Here is a 19360-nt window from a genome sequence, read left to right on the forward strand (position 1 = left end):
GGCGGCTTTCGGTGGGTCGAGCTACCGTCGAGAGGTGAGGCGGTGGATGGTTGGTGCGGTGGTGGCGGCGGCTGGACTGGTCGGGTGTGCTGATGTGGCAGGCCCGTCCGGCGAGACGTCCAGTCGAGTGACGCCCAGCCCCGGCACACCGAGTGCTGCTCCGAGTACGACGAGCAGCCCAACGCGGACCAGTCCAACGCCGACCAGTCCAACGCCGACGCGCAAACCCAGCCCGACCGCGACGGCCACGAACTCGGCTGTCGCCAGCATGTCGATCCCGGCGATCAACGTGCGGCGACTTCGGGTGATGCCGTACGCAGGCACGGCGGACGACCGCCCAGGCACCGTGATCCAGGACCGCGGCGTCGCGGCCAGCCCGCGCGGTGACGCTGGTGGCGTCGGGCCTGGCGATGTCGGCAACTACATCATCACCGCGCACCGGACGACGCACGGCCGCCCGTTCGGGCGGGTGCCCGAGCTCGACAACGGCGACCACGTCCTGGTGACCGCGGGCGGCGTCGTCTACGACTACGTGATCAACCGGACGATGACGATCTCCTTCCGTCAACCCGCCGAGAAGGCGCAGCAGAACGCGGCCGTCCCCGGCCGGCCTGGCGTCAAGCCGACCCAGGCGATGATCACGCTCTCGACCTGCGCCACTCCCGAGGACCACGCGGCCGGCAACTACTGGAGCGACGAGCTTGGCAACCCCGAGCACCGGATCAACAAGATCGGCGTCCTGGTCTCGACCCGCCGGATCAGCTGAGCGACTGGACCAGCGTCGTCGGCTTGCCGGCTACCGCGGTCGGGGCCAGGCGGCTCAGCAACGGAAGCCGCAACAGGTGCAGCGCCAGGCGGCGGGCGATCAACGCGAACTGCGAGCCCGGGAGGAACCAGTGCGCGGCCCGGCGACCCGCGCGCTGTCTGGCTTCGGCTTCTGGCCGCCAGAGCTCCTCGTACTCGGCCAGCGCTGTCTCGATCGACGAGCAGTTGGCGAGCCGGTCGGCGAGCACGTAGGCGCCGGCGATCCCGAGTGACGCGCCTTGGCCGGCCAGCAGCGAGACGGCGTGTGCTGAGTCGCCGAGCAGGACCACGCGGCCCTTGCTCCAGGCGGGCATCACGATCTGCGCCACCTGGTCGTAGTAGATCTCGTCAGGCGCCGGACACCGCTCGATCGCCTCGGGCACGACCCAGCCGAGCTCGCTGTACGCCGACCGGATCGCCGCCCGCGGATCGGCCGGCAGCGACGGATCCGCCGTACGATGCACCGCGAAGGCGGCCACCCGCCCGTCCCGCAGGCCGTAGAACCCGAACTGGCTGCCGATCGTGTCGGTCAGCACGAACCGCCCGTTGACCGCCGCGTGGATGTCCGGGGCGTCGAAGGTGTAGGCCGCGGTGTGGAAGCCGAGATAGCGCAGGTACGACGACTCCGGCCCGAAGATCAGCCGCCGGACGGTGGAATGGATGCCGTCGGCACCTATCAACAGATCGGCCTGCGCCGAGGTCCCGTCCGTCAGCGCGACCTGTACGCCGTCGGCCTGTGGCGTCACGCTCTCGAGGCCGACGCCGTACCGGAGGTCGACGCCGGTCGGCAGGGACTCGCGCAGTACCTGCTCGAGGTCCGGGCGCATTACGCTGACGAGCTTGCCTGCAGCGAACTGGCCGAGGCTCATGCCGGCCCGACGGCGGCCGTGGTCGTCGACCAGGACGGCCTCGGTGACGTTGTAGCCGGCGTCCTGGAGAGCTGGGAGCAGGCCCATCGCCTCGATCGCGTCGTACCCGGGGCCGAAGAAGTCGATCATGTAGCCCTGGGTGCGCGGGCTCGGGGTGCGTTCGACGACGAGCACGTCGTACCCGCGGGTGGCGAGCAGGTTCGCCGCGGCCAGGCCGGCGATTCCGGCTCCGCAGATGATCGCCTTCACGAGGTCACCAGCCTGCGCAGGACTTCCGCCGTACCTGCACCGGTCGAGCCGAGGCCGCGGTGCAGGAGGATGCCGTCGATGGCGGCGGCCAGTACGGCGGCGGTCGCGGCCGGATCGGGGACCTGCTGGACCGCGAGCCAGTCGCCGACGCGCTGCCGGAACTCCGCGACGAGCGTGGCGAGTTGCTCGCGCAGGCGCTCGTCGCGGGTCGCGGCCAGATAGGCCTCGACGAACAGCAGTGACAGCGGGTCGACGCCGGAGTGCTGGTCGATCGAGGCGAGCATCGCATCGATGGCCTCTGCCGGCGACCCGGCCGCGGTGAGCTGCTCGTCGGTGGCGGCCAGCACCTGGCGCATCGTGGTGACAGCAGCCTCGGTGAGCACCGCCTGCACCGACGGGAAGTGGTAGTGCACGACGCTCGGCGTGACGCCGGCGCGGTCGGCCAGGATCCGGGTGCTCACCGCGGACCAGCCGCGCTCCGGGATCAGTTCTGCCGCCGCGGTCAGCAGTCGGTGCCGCACCTCCTGCCCGCGGACAGCGGCTGGAGACGTCATCGGTCCCACCCCCTGGGCAATCGCCCTGAACAGTCGTCCTGTACGATCGCCCTGATTCTAGGCCAGGCTTTCAGGACCGGGCAACACCGGGGGTGTGTTACTTGCGGCCGAACTTCCACCACTTCGGCTTGTTGGCCTTGATCTCGTCCTCGGTCAGCGGCGGCGGCACCGGCGGCCGGGACTGCTCGGTGAGGAAGTCGCCGGACTCGGTGTCGTACGGCGTGACGCCGAGCACCCGGCTGATCTCCATCACGATCGGGATCGAGCGCGGGCCGTCGTTCAGGTAGAACGTGATGTCGCGGACCTCGACGCCCTTGCCGATCGTCATCTCGACGTCGAACTCGTCGCTGCGCAGCGCGAGCCAGGACGGCTTTCTCGCGTCCACGTCCGGGACGACCTCACGGACCTTCGCCACCACGTCCTCGGATGTGCCGACCGACGGTGGCTCGTACCCGTCCGGAATGTCGTCGAGGCGGCGTACGCCTCCTGGCCCTCGCATCGCGTACACAGCCCAGCTCATCCACGTCCTCGCTTCGCTCCGGGCGCGGATGAGGCACAAATCGCACTGTGCTCAACGATGAACTCGCTTCGCTCGTTCATGTCCCCAGCATGTCCTACCGGGGTGTACGGGCAACAGTCAGGCTGCGGGTTTGCGCGCCGCCAGCATCGCGAAGGTCAGGTGCTCGCCCTGGTCGGCCTCGAGCATGTCGAGCGCGCCGTCGCGAGCACCCTGATGCTCGGAGACGGCCTGCGCCCAGGCCATCCAGTCCTCCCAGCCGGACTCCTGGAGCCGGGCCGCGGTGACCTCGACGAGCTCGGTGATCTCCCACTGGAACCGCCACCAGTCGGCCGTGTGCCAGGCGAGCGCCTCCCAGCCGACCAGCTTCTTGATGTGGTCCGGGATGTGCCCGAGGTCGCGGATCTCGGTGCGCAGCGCCGGGGTGGCGACGCCGAACTGCCCGCCGGGCTTGAGGAACTGGGTGATGTAGGCCAGGTAGCCGTCGGCGGTGCCGAAGTACTCGTAGGCGTCGATGCAGACGATCGCGTCGAAGAACCCGTGCGCGAACGGCAACGCGTGCGCCTCCACCTTCACCGGCACGATCCCGTCGACCTGCTGCGTCCCGACGTACGCCGCGATCTCCGTCGGCTCGACCCACAGATCGGCCGCCCAGACCTGAACGCCGTACTCCTTGGCCAGGAACACCGACGTGGCGCCCTTCCCGCACCCCAGATCCAGCACCCGCATCCCCGGCCGCAACTCCAGATCCGTGGCCAGGTCCTCCAGCAACCACAACGGATGCGGCCCCATGTCCCCATCCAGCACCCACGCCACGTCATACCCACCGGCCCGCGGATACCTCTCCTGCTTCAACTCCACCACGCGCCGCAGCGTAACCCGGTCCGGTTCGGCCGCGCCGGGGATTTTCTGGCGGGTGGTCGCGAAACGATGTCAATAGTGGCAAGGCGGTATCGGGGGGTGGGGGGTAGGGCTTAGCATCTTGCGGGCGTTTCGGGAGGGGGTCCCTGGGCGCTGAAGGGACCTGAGTGGGTGGGACCGGCCACGTCCGGTACTGGGGAGAAGCGGGGAAGAATGGCGGACAAGCCGGCGCCCAAGCCTGGCCATTTCCTGCCCGGAGGCGCGGGCACGGACGACTCGACGAACGGTGGATCCACGCCGGGATCGGCCCCACTGGCCGCGCCGACGCCACGTCTCGGGGCCGGCGCCCCGGCCGGGCCGCCGCAGCTGTCCGGGTCGCGGCTGGAGTCGCGGCGGTCGGTGCAGCTGTCCGGCACGCGGTTCGGTCCGCCGCCGCCGGATGACGCGGCGGCCGCGGCGTACCGGGAGGTCTACCACCCCGACCCGATCCCGTTCGCCCCCAAGAAGCAGTCGAAGGTGCTGATCGCCGGGATCGTGGTCCTCGCCCTCGTGCTCGTCGGAGGCGGGGTCGCGCTCGGCGCGAAACTGCTTTCGTCGTACGACGACTTCGTCTCCACCCCGCTGGTCACACCGTCCTTCCACCCGTCCGGCGTGCCGACGCCGACCCCGGAGACCGAGCCGACGCCGGACGTCAAGGTGCAGCGGGAGAACCCGTTCTACTCCACCGGCCCGCTGGCCACGGTGAAGTGTGCCGAGCCCGCGTACCGGCCGACGTCGAAGGAGAACGTCCGCTCGTACTACCAGGCCCTGATCGCCTGCATGGACAACGCGTGGAAGCCGCTGGTGACCCAGGCCGGGTTCACCTTCCGCTCGCCGCGGCTGATCGTGTTCGACGACGGCCAGGAGACCGCGTGCGGCGTCCAGAAGGAGGTCGCGTCGTACTGCGCCGACGAGCAGGGCGGCAGCGTCACGATGCCGTGGCAGGAGCTGACCGAGACCTACTCGCAGCGCAAGGCGACGACCCGGGCCGACATGGCCCAGTCGCTCGGCTTCGCGTACGGCGCTCACCTGCAGAACCTCACCGGCATCTTCGACGCCACCGCCAACCTCCGCGACACCGCGCCGACCGAGGCGGCCCGGTTGGAGATGGACCGGCGCCAAGCGCTGCAGGCGAACTGCTTCTCGGCCGCGTTCTTCGGTGCGGCCAAGGCGAGCTTCCCGCTGCGCGGCGAGCTGATGACCCAGTGGACCTGGCTGATCCGGAACGGCGGCGACGAGAACTCCGAGGACAAGGTCCGCGACCACGGGTCCGCCAGGAGTCTCGCGCTGTGGATGAACCAGGGCTTTGCGAGCACCGATCCCGGCACCTGCAACACTTTCGTGGCAGCATCCGCCAAGGTCGGCTGACGGACAGGGTACAAACGATGGGGACGAGCGATGCCTGAGGAGCACCCGGACACTGATCCATCGGCCCCGGCCGGCCAGGGAGCAGCGCCCGATCCAGGCCGGGGCGCCGCGTTGACCGGTCCGAGTACGGCGAGGTCCGGCTCGCCGAAGCCCGGACACTTCATGCCCGGTGGCGCCGGCGACATCCTCACCGAAGGCGACCTGGCCCGTGCGGCGGAGCGCAAGCAGTCGCTCAACCTCGGCAAGGCCCGCACCCTCGGACCCATCGACCCGACGCTGCGGAAGATGGCTCGACCGCTCCCGGTCGACCCCGATGCCGAGCCCGGTTACGGAGCACCCCCGCCCGCGCCGCTGGCCGGCGCCCCGGTCACCCCGCTGACCGGGACCCGCCGGGTCGGCGGATCCCGGCGGGTCGGCTGGCACTCGCCGTACTCGGGGGTCGGCGGGCAGTACTCCAACGAGCCGCTGCCGACCGGACCGGTCCGCCAGCAGTCGAAGGCGGTGATCGCCGGGCTGTCCGCGCTCACGCTGGTGCTGCTCACCGGCGGCACGGTCGCGGGGTTCCAGTTGATCAACTCCTACGACTCGGTCGACAGCCCGATGGCTCGGCCTTCGGTCAAGAAGACCGAGGCGCCGTTGCCCGTTCCCGCCGACCCGACCGTCACGGTCACTGTCACGCCGGTGCCGGACCTCGATCGGCTCCGGAAGAACAAGCTGTACACGGTGGGCAAGGTCGCGTCCGTGAACTGCAAGGAGCCCGCGGTCAAGCCGAACAGCCAGTCCGCGATCCTGAACTACTACAAGGCGCTCCTGCCCTGCCTGAACAAGGCGTGGGCGCCGGTGGTGACGAAGGCCGGGTACGAGTTCGTGCCGCCGAAGGTCGTGCTGCAGAGCAAGCAGGCGCCCGCGTCCACGTGCACCGGTGAGGCGGAGACGGCGTACTACTGCCCGAACGACCACACCATCGCCATCGACTGGCAGGACGACCTGAAGAACTACAAGGAGGACCCGCTCGCCGCCCGGGTCTGGATGATGGACACGATGGCGCACGAGTACGGCCACCACGTGCAGGAACTGACGCACATCCTCAACGCGGCCTGGTCGCGGAAGGGCTGGGCCAAGACGCAGGCGGAGAAGCTCGAGTGGTCCCGCCGTACCGAGCTCCAGGCGACCTGCCTGGGCGCCCTGTTCCTCGGCGCGAACAAGAAGTCGATGGGCCTGTCCGGCGAGAAGCTCGAGATGTGGGAGTGGCAGACCCAGCACAGCGGCGACGAGTACAACCCGAAGAAGATCCGGGACCACGGCTCCCGCAAGAACCAGTGGCTCTGGGCCGACCCCGCGTTCAAATCCACCGCCACCGCCGCCTGCAACACCTACACAGCCGCCGCGAAGAAGGTCAGCTGAGTTTGAGTTTGAAGCCCTCGTGGGAGTTGGTGAAGCCCAGGCGGGTGTAGAAGCGGTGGGCGTCGGTGCGGGCTTTGTCGGAGGTGAGCTGGACCAGGGTGCAGCCGCGGTTGCGGGACTCCTGGACGGCCCAGTCCATGAGCGTCGTACCCAGGCCTGAGCCGCGGGCGGAGGCTGCCACCCGGACGGCTTCGACGAGGCCGCGGCTGGAGCCGCGGCGGGACAGGCCGGGGATGATCGTGAGCTGGAGGGTGCCGACCAGCTCGCCGGCGCGGTCGGCGACGACGAGGACCTGGTTCGGGTCGGCGTCGATCGCCTCGAAGGCGCGCAGGTACGGCGTGAGGTCGTCGGCCGACTCGCGGGTCGCGCCGAGTTGGTCGTCGGCGATCATCGCGACGATCCCGGCCACGTCGTCGGCGGTGGCTCGGCGGATCAGCACGTCGGGGTCGGACTGGGCAGACATCTCGGCGGTCATGGCCCCAGCATCTCAACCGGCTTGACCGGTTCACCCCGTGGGGTAACGGGCATAGCGGCTCGACGGTGTTGCCTTATGCAAACACTTTTCGTTGCGGCCGAGGTTTTACATGCCTGAGACAACCGTTTGGGGTGCACGGCGCGGGGCACGGGGAATACTGGACACCACTGCATCCGCCCGTGCCGGGGTCGTGTGCAGTGTGGCGCGGCAGCGGATGCGGGCCTGTCCGGAAGGAAGTTTCGATGTCTGCGCTCGCGATCGACTTCACGCAACCCTTCGAAGATGCCTTCGGCAAGCTTCTCGGGTTCGTCCCGAATCTCCTCGGCGGCCTCGTCATCCTGGTGGTCGGCTACTTCGTCGCCAAGGTGCTCGGCAAGCTCGTCGGGAAGCTGCTCGGCAAGGTCGGGTTCGACCAGTGGATGGAACGAGCCGGCGTGTCCGGCGTCCTGCAGCGGTCCGGCACGGGGCTGACCGCTTCGGCGATGCTGGGCAAGGTCGTGTTCTGGTTCGTGTTCCTGATCAGCTTCACGATGTTCGCCTCGGCCCTCGGGGTGCCCGAGATCTCGGCGTTCATGAGCGACATGCTCGGCTACATCCCGCGGATCTTCGCCGCGATCGTGATCATCTGCCTGGCCGCGTTGTTCGCGAACTTCCTGGCCGCGATCATCCGGGGCGCGACCGGGAACGAGACGCTGGCCAAGGTCGGCAAGTACGCGATCCTCGTGTACGCCGCCTTCGCCGCGCTGACCCAGCTCGGCATCGCCGTACAGCTCACTGGCAACACGCTGCTCATCGTGCTCGCGGGCGCTGCGTTGGCGATGGGGCTGGCCTTCGGGCTCGGCGGTCGTGAGATGGCGGGCCGGACACTGAACAACCTCTTCGACCGCAGCCAACTCAAGCCGCAACCCGACCACACGATGGCCAATGGTGCCGGGGCGAACGGTGCCTACGAGCAGGGCAGCTACCAACAGGCCGGCAACGACCAGGCCGGCTACCAGCAGGGTGGGTACGACCAGGGCAACTACCCGCCGCCGCAAGAGCAACACCCGGCAACCCACGGCGCCCCCCAGTCCGGCTGGCCCAATGGCACCACCCCCGAGGGCAACTGGCAAGGCAACCAACGCTGACAACAACCAGAGATCGCACGCCCCGCTCCCCACGCGGGGCGTGCGCGTCGCAGGACCAGAAAGCAATTGGATCGTGTAGCCCGTGAGCGCAGCGAGTGTGGGGGTTGTGGCCGGACAGCGAGCTCGGCAAACAGCCGGTCCGCACCGACCGAGCGAAAGCAGGAGCAGGTGCGTGGTGAGCGGCGTGCAGGTCCGGGCACGCGCGGAGGAGTCGGTCGGGGGAGGTTGTCTGCTGGTGTTGGGGGTTCTCTGGTGGTGTGCGAGGGGAGAAGGCACAACACGCGGGGTTATCCGGTCTTGTTCTGGTCGCCGGGAACCCCGTGGATCTTCGTGGGTCAGATGGTGGTGGGGAAGCGGCCGCCTAGGAGGCGGGTGGCGTGTTCGGCGGATTCGACGAGGAGGTCGAGCCACTCGAGGCAGCGGTCGAGGGGGATGCGGATGGTGGGGCCGCTGATGGTGATGCAGCCGGCCAGTTCGCCGTTCGCCTTGAAGACGGGGGCGGAGAGGCCGGAGGCGCCCTGTTCGCGTTCGCCGATGGTGATCGCGTAGCCGTCGGCGCGGGTCTGCTTGATGACTGCGGCCAACTCGTCGGCGCTGGTGATCGTGCTGTCGGTGATCGGCCCGAGCGGTTGCGACAGTACCGTCTGCGCCAGCGAGTCGTCCCACGCGAGCAGGACGCGGCTGGCCGACCCGGCGTGCAGCGGCATGATCTTGCCGACATGCATCTCGCGACGGAGCGCGTGATGCGTCTCGGCGAGCGCCACACACACCCGATGCCCCTGCTCGGCCCGGAAGAACGCGGCCGTCTCACCGGTCGCGTCGCGCAACTGCTTGAGCACCGGCACAACCAGATCGAGTACGTCGACTCCCTTGACCGCCGGCGCCGCCCAGTACGCCATCTTGACGCCGACCCGCACCTGGTCACCCTGGCGGTCCAGGAACCCGAGCGACACCATGTTCGTGACCAGCCGCTGCACGGTCGACGTCGGGAAACCGGTCGCGTCCCGGATCTCGCCGAGGGTCAGCGAGGGCCGATCGAGCGAGAACGCATCCAGGATCTCCCCGATCTTCCCCAACACCAGAAGCGGCTGCCCACTCCCACCCACCGGATCCGCTGACGCCATGGACTCAGCGTAGGCGACACCTGGTTGCGAACCCTCGATCATGTCTCACCACCACCTTCCGGACGGGGTCCCCCGACCCGGGAGAGGAGGCCGGGCCGGGGGACGACCACCAGCCGGCGCCGGCCCCCGGCTTCCGGCCGCAGGGGCGGGTGGGGCGGGTGGTTCATGACGCCCAGGGAAAGGTCGTGGTGCTGGCGCCGGCCCCCTGGGCGGACCGGGACCGGTTCGGTTCGTCGAGGTCGGCCAGCAGATCGCGCCCGAGCCCGACGAGCTCACTGAACTTGGCCGGCGTCAGCCAGTCCGGCCGAAGCGCGAACACAAGATCCTCGGTGGACGTGTTCCCGGCCGCGCCCGGCGCGAACGGGCATCCGCCCAGACCACCAAGAGAGCCGTCGACGGTCGTCGCACCGGCGTCGATCGCGGCCAGGCTGTTCGCCACGCCGAGGCCCCACGTGTCGTGGCCGTGGTACACGATCGGGCGGTCGTCGATCTGCGCCGTACGGCTGACCAGGTCGTAGACCTGTGACGGAATCGCCTGGCCAAGGGTGTCGCACAGTACGACGTCACTCGTGCCGTCGGCCCGGTGGTCGAGCACGATGTCCAGCACCCGCTCCACCGGTACCTCACCCTCGAACGGGCAGGTGAACGCCGTCGCGATGCACAGTTGCACCGAGCCCGAGCCGGCCAGCTCCACCGCCGACGGCAGCGCGGCGAGGCTGTCCGCCGTGGAGCGCCCGATGTTCGCCCGGTTGTGCTTGTCCGACGCCGACAGGCAGTACTGAAAGTTGCGCGCCCCGGCCTCGGCCGCCCGCGAGACGTGCCGCGGCGTCGCGACCCAGATCCAGCACTTCTCCAGCTCCGCCGGGGTCAGCGACCGGATCACGTCGAGCGTGTCGGCCATCGGGGGCACCAGGTCCGGCCGGGCCATCGAGCCGATCTCGAGCGCCGGAACCCCCAGCGCCAGCAGGGACCTGATCAACTCGACCTTACGAGCCGTAGGCAACGGTTTCCCGGTGAGCTGCAGTCCGTCCCGCAACGTCACATCCCGCAGCACCGTCGTCATGACGCCTCCTCGAGATCCCGCATCCCGCGCTGGATCTCGGCCGGACTCAATCCGAGCAGCTTCCCGAGGACCTGCTCGGTGTGCTCACCCAGCTCGGGCCCGAGGCTCCGGATCGGCAGCGACTGCCCACCGATCACCGGTACGACGCCCGGGAAGCCGACGTCCTTCAGCACCTCCGCGCCGTTGGACACGTCGAAGCGCTGGATCATCGCGCGAGCGGCGTACTGCTCGTCCCGGCTGATCTCCCGCGCGGTGTAAATCGGTCCGCACGGGACGCCGGCCTGCTCCAGCTCCACGATCGCGGTCGCGGCAGAGCGGCCGGCCGTCCAGGCGCCGATCGCCTCGTCCAGCTCGTCCCGCCGCGCCCACCGGCCCGCGTTCGAGCGCAGCTCGGCGTCGGCGGCGAGATCGGCCCGGCCGATCAGTGTCATCAGCCGCTGGAAGATCCGGTCGCCGTTGCCGGCCACGATGATGCTGTCGCCGTCCTGGCACAGGTACGCGTTCGACGGCGCGATCCCTTCCATCCGGCCGCCGATCCGCTCGCGCAGGACGTCGTACGCCTCGTAGTCGGGGATCAGCGACTCCATCATCGACAGCATCGACTCGTTCAGCGCCACGTCGATGACGCGCTCGGCCAGCGGCGCCGGCGGCAGTCCGGCGGTACGGCGTACGTCGCGCTGGAACAACGCCATCACCGAGCCGAAACCGGCGTACAGGCCCGCGATCGAGTCGCCGATCGAGATCCCGACCCGGGCCGGCGGCCGGTCCGGGTGCCCGACCAGCTCGCGGAAGCCGCCGTGCGCCTCGGCGACCGCCGCGAACCCGGGTCGGTCCGACATCGGGCCGGTCTGCCCGAACGCGGAGATCCGGGTCAGCACCAGCTCCGGGTTCGCCGCGCTCAGGACGTCGGGACCGATGCCCCAGGCCTCGAGCGTGCCGGGACGGAAGTTCTCCAGCACGACGTCGCACTGCCGGACCAGGTCGATCACCGTACGGCGGCCGAACTCGCTGCGCAGGTCCAGCTCGATCGACTGCTTGTTGCGGTTGATCGTCCGGTAGAGCAGCGACGTGGTCCCGGCGTACAGCCGCCAGTTGCGGAGCTCGTCGCCGGTGCCGGGGCGCTCGACCTTGATCACCTCCGCGCCGAAGTCCGCCAGCAGGCGGCCCGCGGTGGGCGCGGCGATGTAGTTGCCGAGCTCGAGGACCCGGACACCGGCCAGTGGCGCCGGCGACTCGCTCGTGGTCATAGCAGTAGCTCTCCAGAGGTTGGGTTGTGATTCAGAACAGGAGGCTCAGAGGCATCAGCAGGACAATGGCGACCACCGAGGCGACCGAGACGCCGATCGTGCAGCTTTTCAGCGTGCCGCGGGTGGTCTGGCCCATCAGCGACTGCAGCAGCCAGAAGGTGTTGCTGGTGACGTGGACCGCGAACAGCGAGCCGGAGCCGGCCGCCAGCGCGATCAGGACCGGGTCGAGGCCGAGCGCCGGGGCGATCGGGGCGAGGATGCCGGCGGCCGTGATGGCGGAGATGGTCACCGAGCCGACCGCGACGTGCAGGGCGGCGGCCATCACCCAGACCAGCAGCAGCGGGGCCACCGTGCTGGCGCTGAAGTACTCGCGCAGGATGTCGCCGAGTCCGCCGGCCGCGACCACGGCGGCGAGCGAACCGCCGACCGCGGTGAGGATCAGGATCTGGCCGCTCTCCTTGAACCCGCGGGCGATCGCCTTCTCCACCCGCGGCTGGCCCATCGCGTACCGGCCGATCAGGCACGTCCCGATCAGGCCGACCAGCAGCGCGACCACCGGGTCCGAGACCAGCGCGACGATCTTGTTCTCCCAGTTCGCGGCCTCGGCGATCGCGCCGAAGCCGATCAGCAGCAGTGCGGTCAGCATCGGCACGAACAGCACGAACAGCGGCGGTTGCCCGCTCTCGTCCACGTCGGCGGCGTCACCAGCACCACCGGCCGATCCGGTACGTCGTACGTCGGACGAGCTCTCGCCCGAGCCGCCGCCGACCGTCACGGTGTCCTTCACCTCGGCGGTCTCGGTCAGGACATCCTGCTGCTCGTCGACGGCCTCGTTCCAGAAGCCGCGGCGGAACAGGAAGGTCATGATCGTGATCGCGATCAGCACGGTCGGGATGATCAGCACCAGACCCCAGATCAGCATCTTGCCGAGCGGGACCTTCAGCAGCGCGGCCAGCGCCAGCGCGCCGACGCCGGGAACCATCAGCACGATGCCGCACTCCAGGCCGATCGCCAGCGCGGTGGCCATCCGGGCACGGCCGAGCGGGCCGATCCGGCGGGCCGCCGAACGGGCCAGCGGCGCGGAGATGACCAGCAGCACGTCGAGGTAGATCGACTGCAGCATGGTCGCGATGGTCAGCGCCATCGAGTACGGGAGGCGTTTCGGGCCGAACAGTTTGAGCAGGTGCTTGACCACGCGCTCGATCGCGCCGAGTTCCTGCAGGATCGAGCCCATCAGGACGCCGAAGGCGATCAGCAGGCCGACCTCGGCCATGATGTCGCCGAAGCCTTTGGTGATGGTCTCGACGGTCTTGTCGAGGCCGAGCTTGCTGACCAGGCCGAGGTACAGCGAGCCGACCACGAGGGAGATCACCGGGTTCACCCGGAACCGGACGATGAGAACCACGATCGCGAGGATCGCGATCGCTTTGTTGATCAGTACTCCGACATCAGAAGTCATGAGCGGACGTCCTTCAGAACGGGCAGCTGGGGACAGGTGGGGCTTTCAACTACCCATAATGTGAACATAGACCCACGAAGTAGGCAAGATGTCGACGCCACTACCTTCATGAGAATCCCCCGAAGCAACAGCTACGGCCGCCGCTCCCGTAGGTGCGACGGCCGTAACTGGGCGTGATCAACCTCTCAGTTGTGACGCCCTTGGAGTCTGAGTTGTGAGGGAAAGGGTGGTCGGTCAGTCCTCCGCGGTGTCGGGGCCTGCGCGGCGGACGTCTTCTACCTTGGTCATGGCTTCGCGGAGGTCGGAGAGCCAGGTTTCGCTGTGCTGGGCGACGAGTTTGACGCACCAGCCGAGGGCGTCGCTGCGGGAGCGGGCGACGCCGGCGTCGACGAGGGTGTCGAGGACCTGGCGTTCGGGCTGGCGCAGTCGCGTCATCACCGGCGCGGACAGGGACGTGAAGATCGTCTTGGTGTCGCCGCAGCGGACGCCCCAGGCGACCTTGCGCCGGGTGGCGTGCTCGAGTTCGCGGGCGATCTCGATCCGCCGCTCGCGGGTGTCCTCGCGGTACTGCTTGATCCGGCCTTCCTCGGCCGCGGACCGCTCGGCGGCGCTGACGTCGGCCTTCTGCTCGGGCGCCGGAATCCGCCCGACGATCAGGATCTCGTCCCGGTCGATGGACAGCTCCGGCTCACCCTCGAACCACTCGCCCGGCAGCCGCCCGGTCAGCCAGCCCCGCACCCGCTCACTCTCAGTCTTCGTACTCATGTAATCATAATTACACCTCTACAGAACTCCGTTCAAGCAGGAACGCGGCCCGCAGTTCTGCGTGGGCCTCCAGTGGCGCGCCGATCTGGTCAAGCCCTAGCAGTGCCGCCCCCACCACCGGCGGTACGTCGACCACCTGCGGCACCGCCTTCGGAGCGGCCTCGAAAAGCAGGTGTACGACGGTGTCGACCAGCAACGGGTGACCGGCAGTCAACACGCCACCGCCGAGCACCACCGGCACCGGTTCGTCCAGCAGGTCCAACCGCCGGAGAGCCACGGTCGCCATCGACACGATCTCCTCGGCCTGACGCCGCACGATCGCAGCCGCGACCGCGTCACCCGCAGCCGCGAGCTGGAACAGGACCGGTGTCGCCTCCAGCTTTCGCGACGCCGGGATGTCGCCGAGGTGGAGGCCCTCGAACAGCGCGGTCAGCGACGAGACGCCGAAGTGCGACGACAACGCGGTGACCAGCGCGGTCGCCGGCCCACGTCCGTCGTCGGCCCGGGCGGCGGCCCACATCGCCTCCTCGGCGAGTTGTTGCCCACCGCCCCAATCCCCGGTCAGCTTGCCGAGCGCCGGGAACCGCGCGGTCCGCCCGTCGGGCAGCAGGCCCGCGCAGTTGATCCCCGCACCACACACCACAGCCACCCCGAGCGGCTCGTCGACGCCGGCCCGCAACAACGCAAAAGTGTCGTTGGTGACGTGCACCGACTCCGCCCACCCATAGGAGTCGATGGCATCCGCCAGCCACTCCTCCTCGATCGGCAGGTCCGCGTTCGCCAGGCACGCGGACACCTGCAGGACCAGCGGTACGTCGCCGACCTCGAACCCGGCCGCCGCGGCTGCGGCGATCACGAGGGGCTCGAGTCCGGCGACTGCCGCGGCGGCTCCGATGATCTGCGGCTCGAATCCGCCGCCGCGCGCCGTACCGAGGACCGATCCGTCGGCGGCGACGAGGGCGACGTCTGTCTTGCTGTTGCCGGCGTCGAAGGCGAGCACGCCGCCTGGGACGATCATCGGGCCCACGGGAGGTACGCCGAGTTGTGCGCCAGCAGCCTGTCCGTGAGTTCGCGCGCGATCGAGACCTGCCCGACCAGGGGATGCGCCAGCAGCGCGTTGAACACCCGCTTGGCGCCGCCCTTCAGAGCAGCCTCCAGGGCCAGGTCCTCATACGCCGTGACGTGACTGATCAGACCGCCGTACAAGGGCTCGACAGGTGCCACAGGCAACGGTCGCGCACCACTGGCGCCGACCACGGCCGGTACTTCGATCACCGCGTCGTCCGGGAGGAACGGCAGCGTGCCGCTGTTCAGCGTGTTCACGACCTGGACGTCGCCGGTGTCGTTCAGCAGCGACGACGCCAGCGCGACCGCAGCCTCGGAGTAGTAGGCCCCACCCCGCTGCTCGAGCAATGCAGGCTTCTCGTCCAGCAACGGATCCGCGTAGAGCGACAGCAGTTGCTCCTCCAACGCAGCCACCTCGGCCGCCCGCGACGGCCTCGTCAGCGACTCCTGCACGACCTCGTCGTGTGCATAGAAGTAGCGCAGGTAGTACGACGGCACCACGCCCAACTGCTGGAGCAAGTCCGCCGGCAGCTTCAAAGTGTCAGCCAGCGAGGCCGCGTGGTCAGCGAGCAGCTTCGGCAGCACGTCCTCGCCGTTAACGCGTACGGCGCGCTCCCACGTCAGGTGGTTGAGTCCCACGTGATCCAGCGACACCTGCTCCGGCTCGACCCCCAGCAACGAAGCGAACCGTCGCTGGAACCCGATCGCCACGTTGCACAACCCGACCGCCTTGTGTCCCTCCGACAACAGCGCCCGTGTCACGATCCCGACCGGGTTGGTGAAGTCGATGATCCACGCGTCCGGGTTGGTACGCCGTACCCGCTCGGCGATGTCGAGCACCACCGGAACAGTCCGCAACGCCTTCGCGAGCCCGCCGGCTCCCGTGGTCTCCTGGCCGACGCAACCGCACTCCAGCGGCCATGTCTCGTCCTCGTTCCGAGCGGCCTGCCCGCCGACCCGCAGTTGCAGCAGTACGGCGTCCGCGCCATCGATGCCCGCATCGACATCGGTCGTGGTGACCACGCGACCGGGATGGCCCTGCTTGGCGAAGATCCGCCGGGCCAGGCCGCCGACCAGCTCGAGCCGGTCGGCGGCTGGATCGACCAGGACGAGCTCGGTCACCGGCAAGCTGTCACGCAGCCGGGCGAAGCCGTCGACGAGTTCGGGAGTGTAGGTGGATCCGCCGCCTACGACTGTGAGTTTCAACCTTTGACCCCTGTGAGTGTGACGCCTTCGATGAAGGCCTTCTGGGCGAAGAAGAAGAGGATGATCACCGGCGCCAGCACCAGCAGCGTGGCCGCCATGGTGAGGTTCCAGTTGGTGTGGTGGGCGCCCTTGAACGACTCCAGGCCGTAGCTGAGCGTCCAGGCCGCCGGGTTCTCGCTGGCGTAGATCTGTGGACCGAAGTAGTCGTTCCAGCAGTAGAAGAACTGGAACAGCGCGACCGCGGCGACGGCCGGTTTCGCCATCGGCAGCACGATCCGGACCAGCGCCCTGAAGTCACCGCAGCCGTCGACCTTCGCCGCGTCGACGTAGTCCTTCGGGATGGTGAGCAGGAACTGCCGGAGCAGGAACACCGAGAACGCGTCGGTGAACGCCATCGGGATGATCAGCGGCCACAGCGTCCCGGACAGGTGCAGCTGCTTGGCCCAGAACAGGTACATCGGCACGATCACCACCTGCGGCGGCAGCATCATCGTGGAGATGACCAGCATCAGCGCGAGGTTCCGCCCGCGGAACTTGAACCGGGCCAGCGCGTAGGCCACCGGGATGCTCGACAACAACGTCAGCGCCGTGCCGAGACCGGCGTACATCAGGGTGTTCCTCCACCAGGTCAGGAATCCCGGGGTCTCCCACACTGTCCGCAGGTTCTCCCAGTGCCAGCTGTTCGGCCACAGGTCCCGGGTGAGCGCCTGCTGATCGCTCATCACCGCGGTCAGGAAGACGAACAGGAACGGCAGCACGAAGAACAACGCCGCCGCAATCGCCAGCGAGTGCACCGCGACCCACTCCAGCACCCTGGTACGGCGTGCCGCCCGGGCAGCCGACGTGATCCCGATCGGCGCGGCCGCAACGGAGATGGTCATGAATGCTCCTCTCAGTCGTTGGTCGCCAGGAAGCCGCTGCCGGGGCGCATCAGGAACGCGGTGAACACCATCGCCAGCACGAACAGCACCAGCGCGATCACGGACGCTCCGCCCGTGTCGAACCGCTGGAATCCCAAGTGATAAACGAGTTGCGGCAATGTCAGCGTCGACTTGTCCGGATAGCCCGGCTCGAACTGTTGCCCCGAGCCACCGATCACGCCACTCGCCACCTTTCCGGCGACGAGTGGCTGGGTGTAGTACTGCATCGTCTGGATCACGCCGGTGACGACCGCGAACAGCACGATCGGCGAGATGTTCGGCAGCGTGACGAACCGGAACCGTTGCCACGGGCCCGCTCCGTCCAGCGACGCGGCCTCGTACTGCTCCTTCGGCACGTCGAGCAGCGACGCCATGAAGATCACCATCAGGTCGCCGATACCCCACAACGCGAGCATCGTCAGGGCCGGCTTGGACCACTGCGGGTCGTTGAACCAGCCCGGCTGCGGCAGCCCGATGCTGCCAAGGATGTTGTTCACCGGCCCGGTGCCCGGGTTGAGCAGGAACGCGAACGCCATCGTCGCGGCCACCGGCGGCGCCAGGTAGGGCAGGTAGAACGCGGTCCGGAAGAACCCGGCGCCGGTCTTGACCTTGGTGATCAGCAGCCCGATGCCGAGCCCGAAGACCACCCGCAGGCTGACCATGACGACGACCAGCCAGAGGGTGTTCCGCAGCGCCGGCCAGAAGAACGGGTAGTCGGTGAAGACGTACTGCCAGTTCCTCAGGCCGGTCCAGGTCGGCGGGGTGAAACCGTCGTACCGCATGAAGCTGAAGTAGACGGTGGAGATCAGTGGGTAGAGGAAGAAGACGCTGACGCCGATCAGCCAGGGGGAGAGGAACGCGACGTTGCGGACGGCTTCCCGGCGGCGTTTCTGTCGCAGGCCTGCCGGCACCATCACTTGACCTGCGCCAGGTCCTTGTCGATCTGCTGGTCGGTCTTGGCCAGCCCGCCGGCCAGGTCGGTGACCTTGCCGGATTCGTAGGCGAAGCCGAAGTCCTGCAGGCTGAGCTGGTACGCGCCGCCGTTCGGGCTGGCCGGCGTGGTGCTGCTCTTCGGGTGCTGGGCGATCTCCAGGAAGGTCCGGAAGTTCGGGTCGGCGTCCAGCTTCGGCGACTTCAGCGCCTCGAGCGTCGACGGCACGTTGTGGATCGCGTTCGAGAAGCTGACCACGGCGTCGGTGTCGGTGGTCATGTACTTGATCAGCTCCCAGGCCGCGTTCTGCTTCTGGCTGGTGCTCGCGATGCCGATGATGGTGCCGGACAGGTAACCCTTGCCGTAGCTGTCGGCCTGGTCGTCGGGGACCGGGAACGGCGCGACCCCGATGTCGAACTTCACGCCGGCGTCCTTGGCCATCCCGAGCCGCCACTCGCCGTCGATCGCCATCGCGACCTGGCCGGTGTGGAACGGGTTCTTCGCGCCCCACTCGTCACCGAAGGTGGCGCGGTACTTCTCCAGCTTGGCGAACCCGCCGAGCTCGGTGACCAGGTTCTTCTGCCAGCTGAGCATCTTCGCGAACGCCGGGTCGGCGGCCAGGTTCGACTTCCCGTCGCCGGTGAAGTACGTCGGGTTCCACTGGGCGGCGAAGTGCGTGGTGGTCGACTCGTAGCCATGGAAGTTCGGCATGAACCCGAGCTGGCTGTAGGAGTCGCCCTTGACCTTGGTGAGCTTCTTGGCCGCGGCGTCGAACTCGGACAGCGTCTTCGGCGGCGCGGTGATCCCCGCGGCCTTGAAGGCGTCCTTGTTGTAGTACAGGCCGTACGCGTCGTTCAGCAGCGGCAGCGTGCACCGCTTGCCCTCGAACTGCGTGTAGTCCTGCAGCGCCTTCGGGAAGGTCTTGTCCAGGTCGACAGCGGACTTGTCCAGGAACGGCTTCAGGTCCGCGAACACGTTCGACTGGCAGAACGTGCCGACGTTGTCGGTGGTGAACGAGGACACCACGTCCGGCGCGTTCGGTCCGCCGGCTCGCAGCGCCTGCTTGATCTTGTCGTCGTTGATGTTGCCGACGGCCTTCACATGGATGTTCGGATGCTTCGCCTCGAACGCCTTGATGTTCGCGTTGATCGCGGCCACCTCGCCCGGCGCGCTCCAGCCGTGCCAGAAGGTGATGGTGACGTCCTTGGTGGCGTCGTCACTGGCCTGCGGCGCGGTCGACGTACCGGTACAGGCGGTGGCGAGCAGTGCAACGGCTAAGGTGGCCAGTAGTGCTCGGCTGAAGCTTGGCATCC

At 68.6% G+C, this 19360-nt stretch carries 20 protein-coding genes; 4 read left to right on the plus strand and 16 right to left on the minus strand.

Annotated features, from left to right (window positions below; genetic code table 11):
• Nucleotides 1-21: 21 nt before the first annotated feature.
• Entirely contained in the window at nucleotides 22-270 is a 249-nt protein-coding gene (locus tag ACIBGM_RS16935; RefSeq protein ID WP_396386100.1) for a hypothetical protein, read from the minus strand.
• On the opposite strand from ACIBGM_RS16935, the gene ACIBGM_RS16940 reads away from it, so the two are divergent.
• The gene (locus tag ACIBGM_RS16940) at nucleotides 269-766 is read left to right on the plus strand and encodes a class E sortase (protein ID WP_360534211.1); all 498 of its coding nucleotides are present in this window, start codon (nucleotides 269-271) and stop codon (nucleotides 764-766) included. The two genes, ACIBGM_RS16935 and ACIBGM_RS16940, sit on opposite strands and share 2 nt — an antisense overlap.
• On the opposite strand, the gene ACIBGM_RS16945 is transcribed toward ACIBGM_RS16940, so the two are convergent.
• The 4 genes from ACIBGM_RS16945 to ACIBGM_RS16960 form a co-directional block, all read right to left on the minus strand.
• A complete protein-coding gene (locus tag ACIBGM_RS16945; RefSeq protein ID WP_396386101.1) occupies nucleotides 759-1922 on the minus strand; it encodes an FAD-dependent oxidoreductase in 1164 nt (387 codons plus the stop codon). The genes ACIBGM_RS16940 and ACIBGM_RS16945 overlap by 8 nt on opposite strands.
• Nucleotides 1919-2476, minus strand: coding sequence for a TetR/AcrR family transcriptional regulator (locus ACIBGM_RS16950; protein WP_396386103.1), 558 nt, complete (start codon nucleotides 2474-2476; stop codon nucleotides 1919-1921). Before ACIBGM_RS16950 ends, ACIBGM_RS16945 begins: the two co-directional genes overlap by 4 nt.
• Nucleotides 2477-2573: 97 nt before the next feature.
• The gene (locus ACIBGM_RS16955; RefSeq protein WP_360534205.1) at nucleotides 2574-2996 is read right to left on the minus strand and encodes a hypothetical protein; all 423 of its coding nucleotides are present in this window, start codon (nucleotides 2994-2996) and stop codon (nucleotides 2574-2576) included.
• A 117-nt stretch (nucleotides 2997-3113) separates the two neighbouring features.
• Nucleotides 3114-3857, minus strand: a complete 744-nt coding sequence (locus tag ACIBGM_RS16960) for a methyltransferase domain-containing protein (protein WP_360534203.1) — start codon at nucleotides 3855-3857, stop codon at nucleotides 3114-3116.
• 210 nt (nucleotides 3858-4067) lie between these two features.
• On the opposite strand from ACIBGM_RS16960, the gene ACIBGM_RS16965 reads away from it, so the two are divergent.
• Both ACIBGM_RS16965 and ACIBGM_RS16970 read left to right on the plus strand, forming a co-directional pair.
• Nucleotides 4068-5261 (plus strand): neutral zinc metallopeptidase, encoded by a 1194-nt coding sequence (locus tag ACIBGM_RS16965; RefSeq protein WP_396386104.1) that lies wholly within the window; start codon nucleotides 4068-4070, stop codon nucleotides 5259-5261.
• Nucleotides 5262-5291: 30 nt separating this feature from the next.
• Nucleotides 5292-6665 (plus strand): neutral zinc metallopeptidase, encoded by a 1374-nt coding sequence (locus ACIBGM_RS16970; RefSeq protein WP_396386106.1) that lies wholly within the window; start codon nucleotides 5292-5294, stop codon nucleotides 6663-6665.
• Here ACIBGM_RS16970 and ACIBGM_RS16975 read toward each other — a convergent pair.
• Nucleotides 6658-7140, minus strand: a complete 483-nt coding sequence (locus ACIBGM_RS16975; RefSeq protein ID WP_396386107.1) for a GNAT family N-acetyltransferase — start codon at nucleotides 7138-7140, stop codon at nucleotides 6658-6660. The two genes, ACIBGM_RS16970 and ACIBGM_RS16975, sit on opposite strands and share 8 nt — an antisense overlap.
• A gap of 242 nt (nucleotides 7141-7382) precedes the next feature.
• Here ACIBGM_RS16975 and ACIBGM_RS16980 point away from each other — a divergent pair, with 242 nt between their 5' ends.
• A complete protein-coding gene (locus ACIBGM_RS16980) occupies nucleotides 7383-8267 on the plus strand; it encodes a hypothetical protein (protein WP_396386108.1) in 885 nt (294 codons plus the stop codon).
• Nucleotides 8268-8602: 335 nt separating this feature from the next.
• On the opposite strand, the gene ACIBGM_RS16985 is transcribed toward ACIBGM_RS16980, so the two are convergent.
• The 10 genes from ACIBGM_RS16985 to ACIBGM_RS17030 form a co-directional block, all read right to left on the minus strand.
• Nucleotides 8603-9391: an IclR family transcriptional regulator gene (locus ACIBGM_RS16985; RefSeq protein ID WP_360534193.1), complete on the minus strand. Its 789-nt coding sequence runs from the start codon at nucleotides 9389-9391 to the stop codon at nucleotides 8603-8605.
• Between the two features lie 163 nt (nucleotides 9392-9554).
• Nucleotides 9555-10454, minus strand: coding sequence for a hypothetical protein (locus ACIBGM_RS16990; RefSeq protein WP_396386109.1), 900 nt, complete (start codon nucleotides 10452-10454; stop codon nucleotides 9555-9557).
• Nucleotides 10451-11701, minus strand: a complete 1251-nt coding sequence (locus ACIBGM_RS16995) for a CaiB/BaiF CoA transferase family protein (protein WP_396386110.1) — start codon at nucleotides 11699-11701, stop codon at nucleotides 10451-10453. Before ACIBGM_RS16995 ends, ACIBGM_RS16990 begins: the two co-directional genes overlap by 4 nt.
• A gap of 31 nt (nucleotides 11702-11732) precedes the next feature.
• A complete protein-coding gene (locus tag ACIBGM_RS17000) occupies nucleotides 11733-13160 on the minus strand; it encodes a GntP family permease (RefSeq protein WP_396386111.1) in 1428 nt (475 codons plus the stop codon).
• 234 nt (nucleotides 13161-13394) lie between these two features.
• A complete protein-coding gene (locus ACIBGM_RS17005) occupies nucleotides 13395-13925 on the minus strand; it encodes a hypothetical protein (protein ID WP_396386112.1) in 531 nt (176 codons plus the stop codon).
• Nucleotides 13926-13935: 10 nt separating this feature from the next.
• Nucleotides 13936-14943 (minus strand): N-acetylglucosamine kinase, encoded by a 1008-nt coding sequence (locus ACIBGM_RS17010; RefSeq protein ID WP_396386113.1) that lies wholly within the window; start codon nucleotides 14941-14943, stop codon nucleotides 13936-13938.
• A complete protein-coding gene (locus ACIBGM_RS17015; protein WP_396386114.1) occupies nucleotides 14940-16196 on the minus strand; it encodes a 6-phospho-beta-glucosidase in 1257 nt (418 codons plus the stop codon). The genes ACIBGM_RS17010 and ACIBGM_RS17015 overlap by 4 nt, the downstream gene beginning before the upstream one ends.
• Nucleotides 16193-17077 carry a carbohydrate ABC transporter permease gene (locus tag ACIBGM_RS17020; protein WP_396386116.1) on the minus strand — a complete coding sequence of 295 codons (885 nt, stop codon included), beginning with the start codon at nucleotides 17075-17077 and terminating at the stop codon, nucleotides 16193-16195. Before ACIBGM_RS17020 ends, ACIBGM_RS17015 begins: the two co-directional genes overlap by 4 nt.
• 11 nt (nucleotides 17078-17088) lie before the next feature.
• A complete protein-coding gene (locus tag ACIBGM_RS17025) occupies nucleotides 17089-18030 on the minus strand; it encodes a carbohydrate ABC transporter permease (RefSeq protein WP_396386117.1) in 942 nt (313 codons plus the stop codon).
• Nucleotides 18030-19358, minus strand: a complete 1329-nt coding sequence (locus ACIBGM_RS17030; protein WP_396386118.1) for an ABC transporter substrate-binding protein — start codon at nucleotides 19356-19358, stop codon at nucleotides 18030-18032. The genes ACIBGM_RS17025 and ACIBGM_RS17030 overlap by 1 nt, the downstream gene beginning before the upstream one ends.
• Nucleotides 19359-19360: the final 2 nt, after the last annotated feature.

It is taken from the genome of Kribbella sp. NPDC050470 (genome assembly GCF_044458365.1).
In the GTDB taxonomy this organism is placed as follows: domain Bacteria; phylum Actinomycetota; class Actinomycetes; order Propionibacteriales; family Kribbellaceae; genus Kribbella.

Coding starts and splice junctions, on each gene's coding strand:
- ACIBGM_RS16940 (WP_360534211.1), top strand. CDS start 269: ATGTCGATCCCGGCGATCAACGTGCGGCGACTTCGGGTGATGCCGTAC.
- ACIBGM_RS16935 (WP_396386100.1), bottom strand. CDS start 270: ATGCTGGCGACAGCCGAGTTCGTGGCCGTCGCGGTCGGGCTGGGTTTG.
- ACIBGM_RS16950 (WP_396386103.1), bottom strand. CDS start 2,476: ATGACGTCTCCAGCCGCTGTCCGCGGGCAGGAGGTGCGGCACCGACTG.
- ACIBGM_RS16955 (WP_360534205.1), bottom strand. CDS start 2,996: ATGAGCTGGGCTGTGTACGCGATGCGAGGGCCAGGAGGCGTACGCCGC.
- ACIBGM_RS16965 (WP_396386104.1), top strand. CDS start 4,068: ATGGCGGACAAGCCGGCGCCCAAGCCTGGCCATTTCCTGCCCGGAGGC.
- ACIBGM_RS16970 (WP_396386106.1), top strand. CDS start 5,292: ATGCCTGAGGAGCACCCGGACACTGATCCATCGGCCCCGGCCGGCCAG.
- ACIBGM_RS16975 (WP_396386107.1), bottom strand. CDS start 7,140: ATGACCGCCGAGATGTCTGCCCAGTCCGACCCCGACGTGCTGATCCGC.
- ACIBGM_RS16980 (WP_396386108.1), top strand. CDS start 7,383: ATGTCTGCGCTCGCGATCGACTTCACGCAACCCTTCGAAGATGCCTTC.
- ACIBGM_RS16985 (WP_360534193.1), bottom strand. CDS start 9,391: ATGGCGTCAGCGGATCCGGTGGGTGGGAGTGGGCAGCCGCTTCTGGTG.
- ACIBGM_RS16990 (WP_396386109.1), bottom strand. CDS start 10,454: ATGACGACGGTGCTGCGGGATGTGACGTTGCGGGACGGACTGCAGCTC.
- ACIBGM_RS16995 (WP_396386110.1), bottom strand. CDS start 11,701: ATGACCACGAGCGAGTCGCCGGCGCCACTGGCCGGTGTCCGGGTCCTC.
- ACIBGM_RS17000 (WP_396386111.1), bottom strand. CDS start 13,160: ATGACTTCTGATGTCGGAGTACTGATCAACAAAGCGATCGCGATCCTC.
- ACIBGM_RS17005 (WP_396386112.1), bottom strand. CDS start 13,925: ATGAGTACGAAGACTGAGAGTGAGCGGGTGCGGGGCTGGCTGACCGGG.
- ACIBGM_RS17010 (WP_396386113.1), bottom strand. CDS start 14,943: ATGATCGTCCCAGGCGGCGTGCTCGCCTTCGACGCCGGCAACAGCAAG.
- ACIBGM_RS17020 (WP_396386116.1), bottom strand. CDS start 17,077: ATGACCATCTCCGTTGCGGCCGCGCCGATCGGGATCACGTCGGCTGCC.
- ACIBGM_RS17025 (WP_396386117.1), bottom strand. CDS start 18,030: ATGGTGCCGGCAGGCCTGCGACAGAAACGCCGCCGGGAAGCCGTCCGC.
- ACIBGM_RS17030 (WP_396386118.1), bottom strand. CDS start 19,358: ATGCCAAGCTTCAGCCGAGCACTACTGGCCACCTTAGCCGTTGCACTG.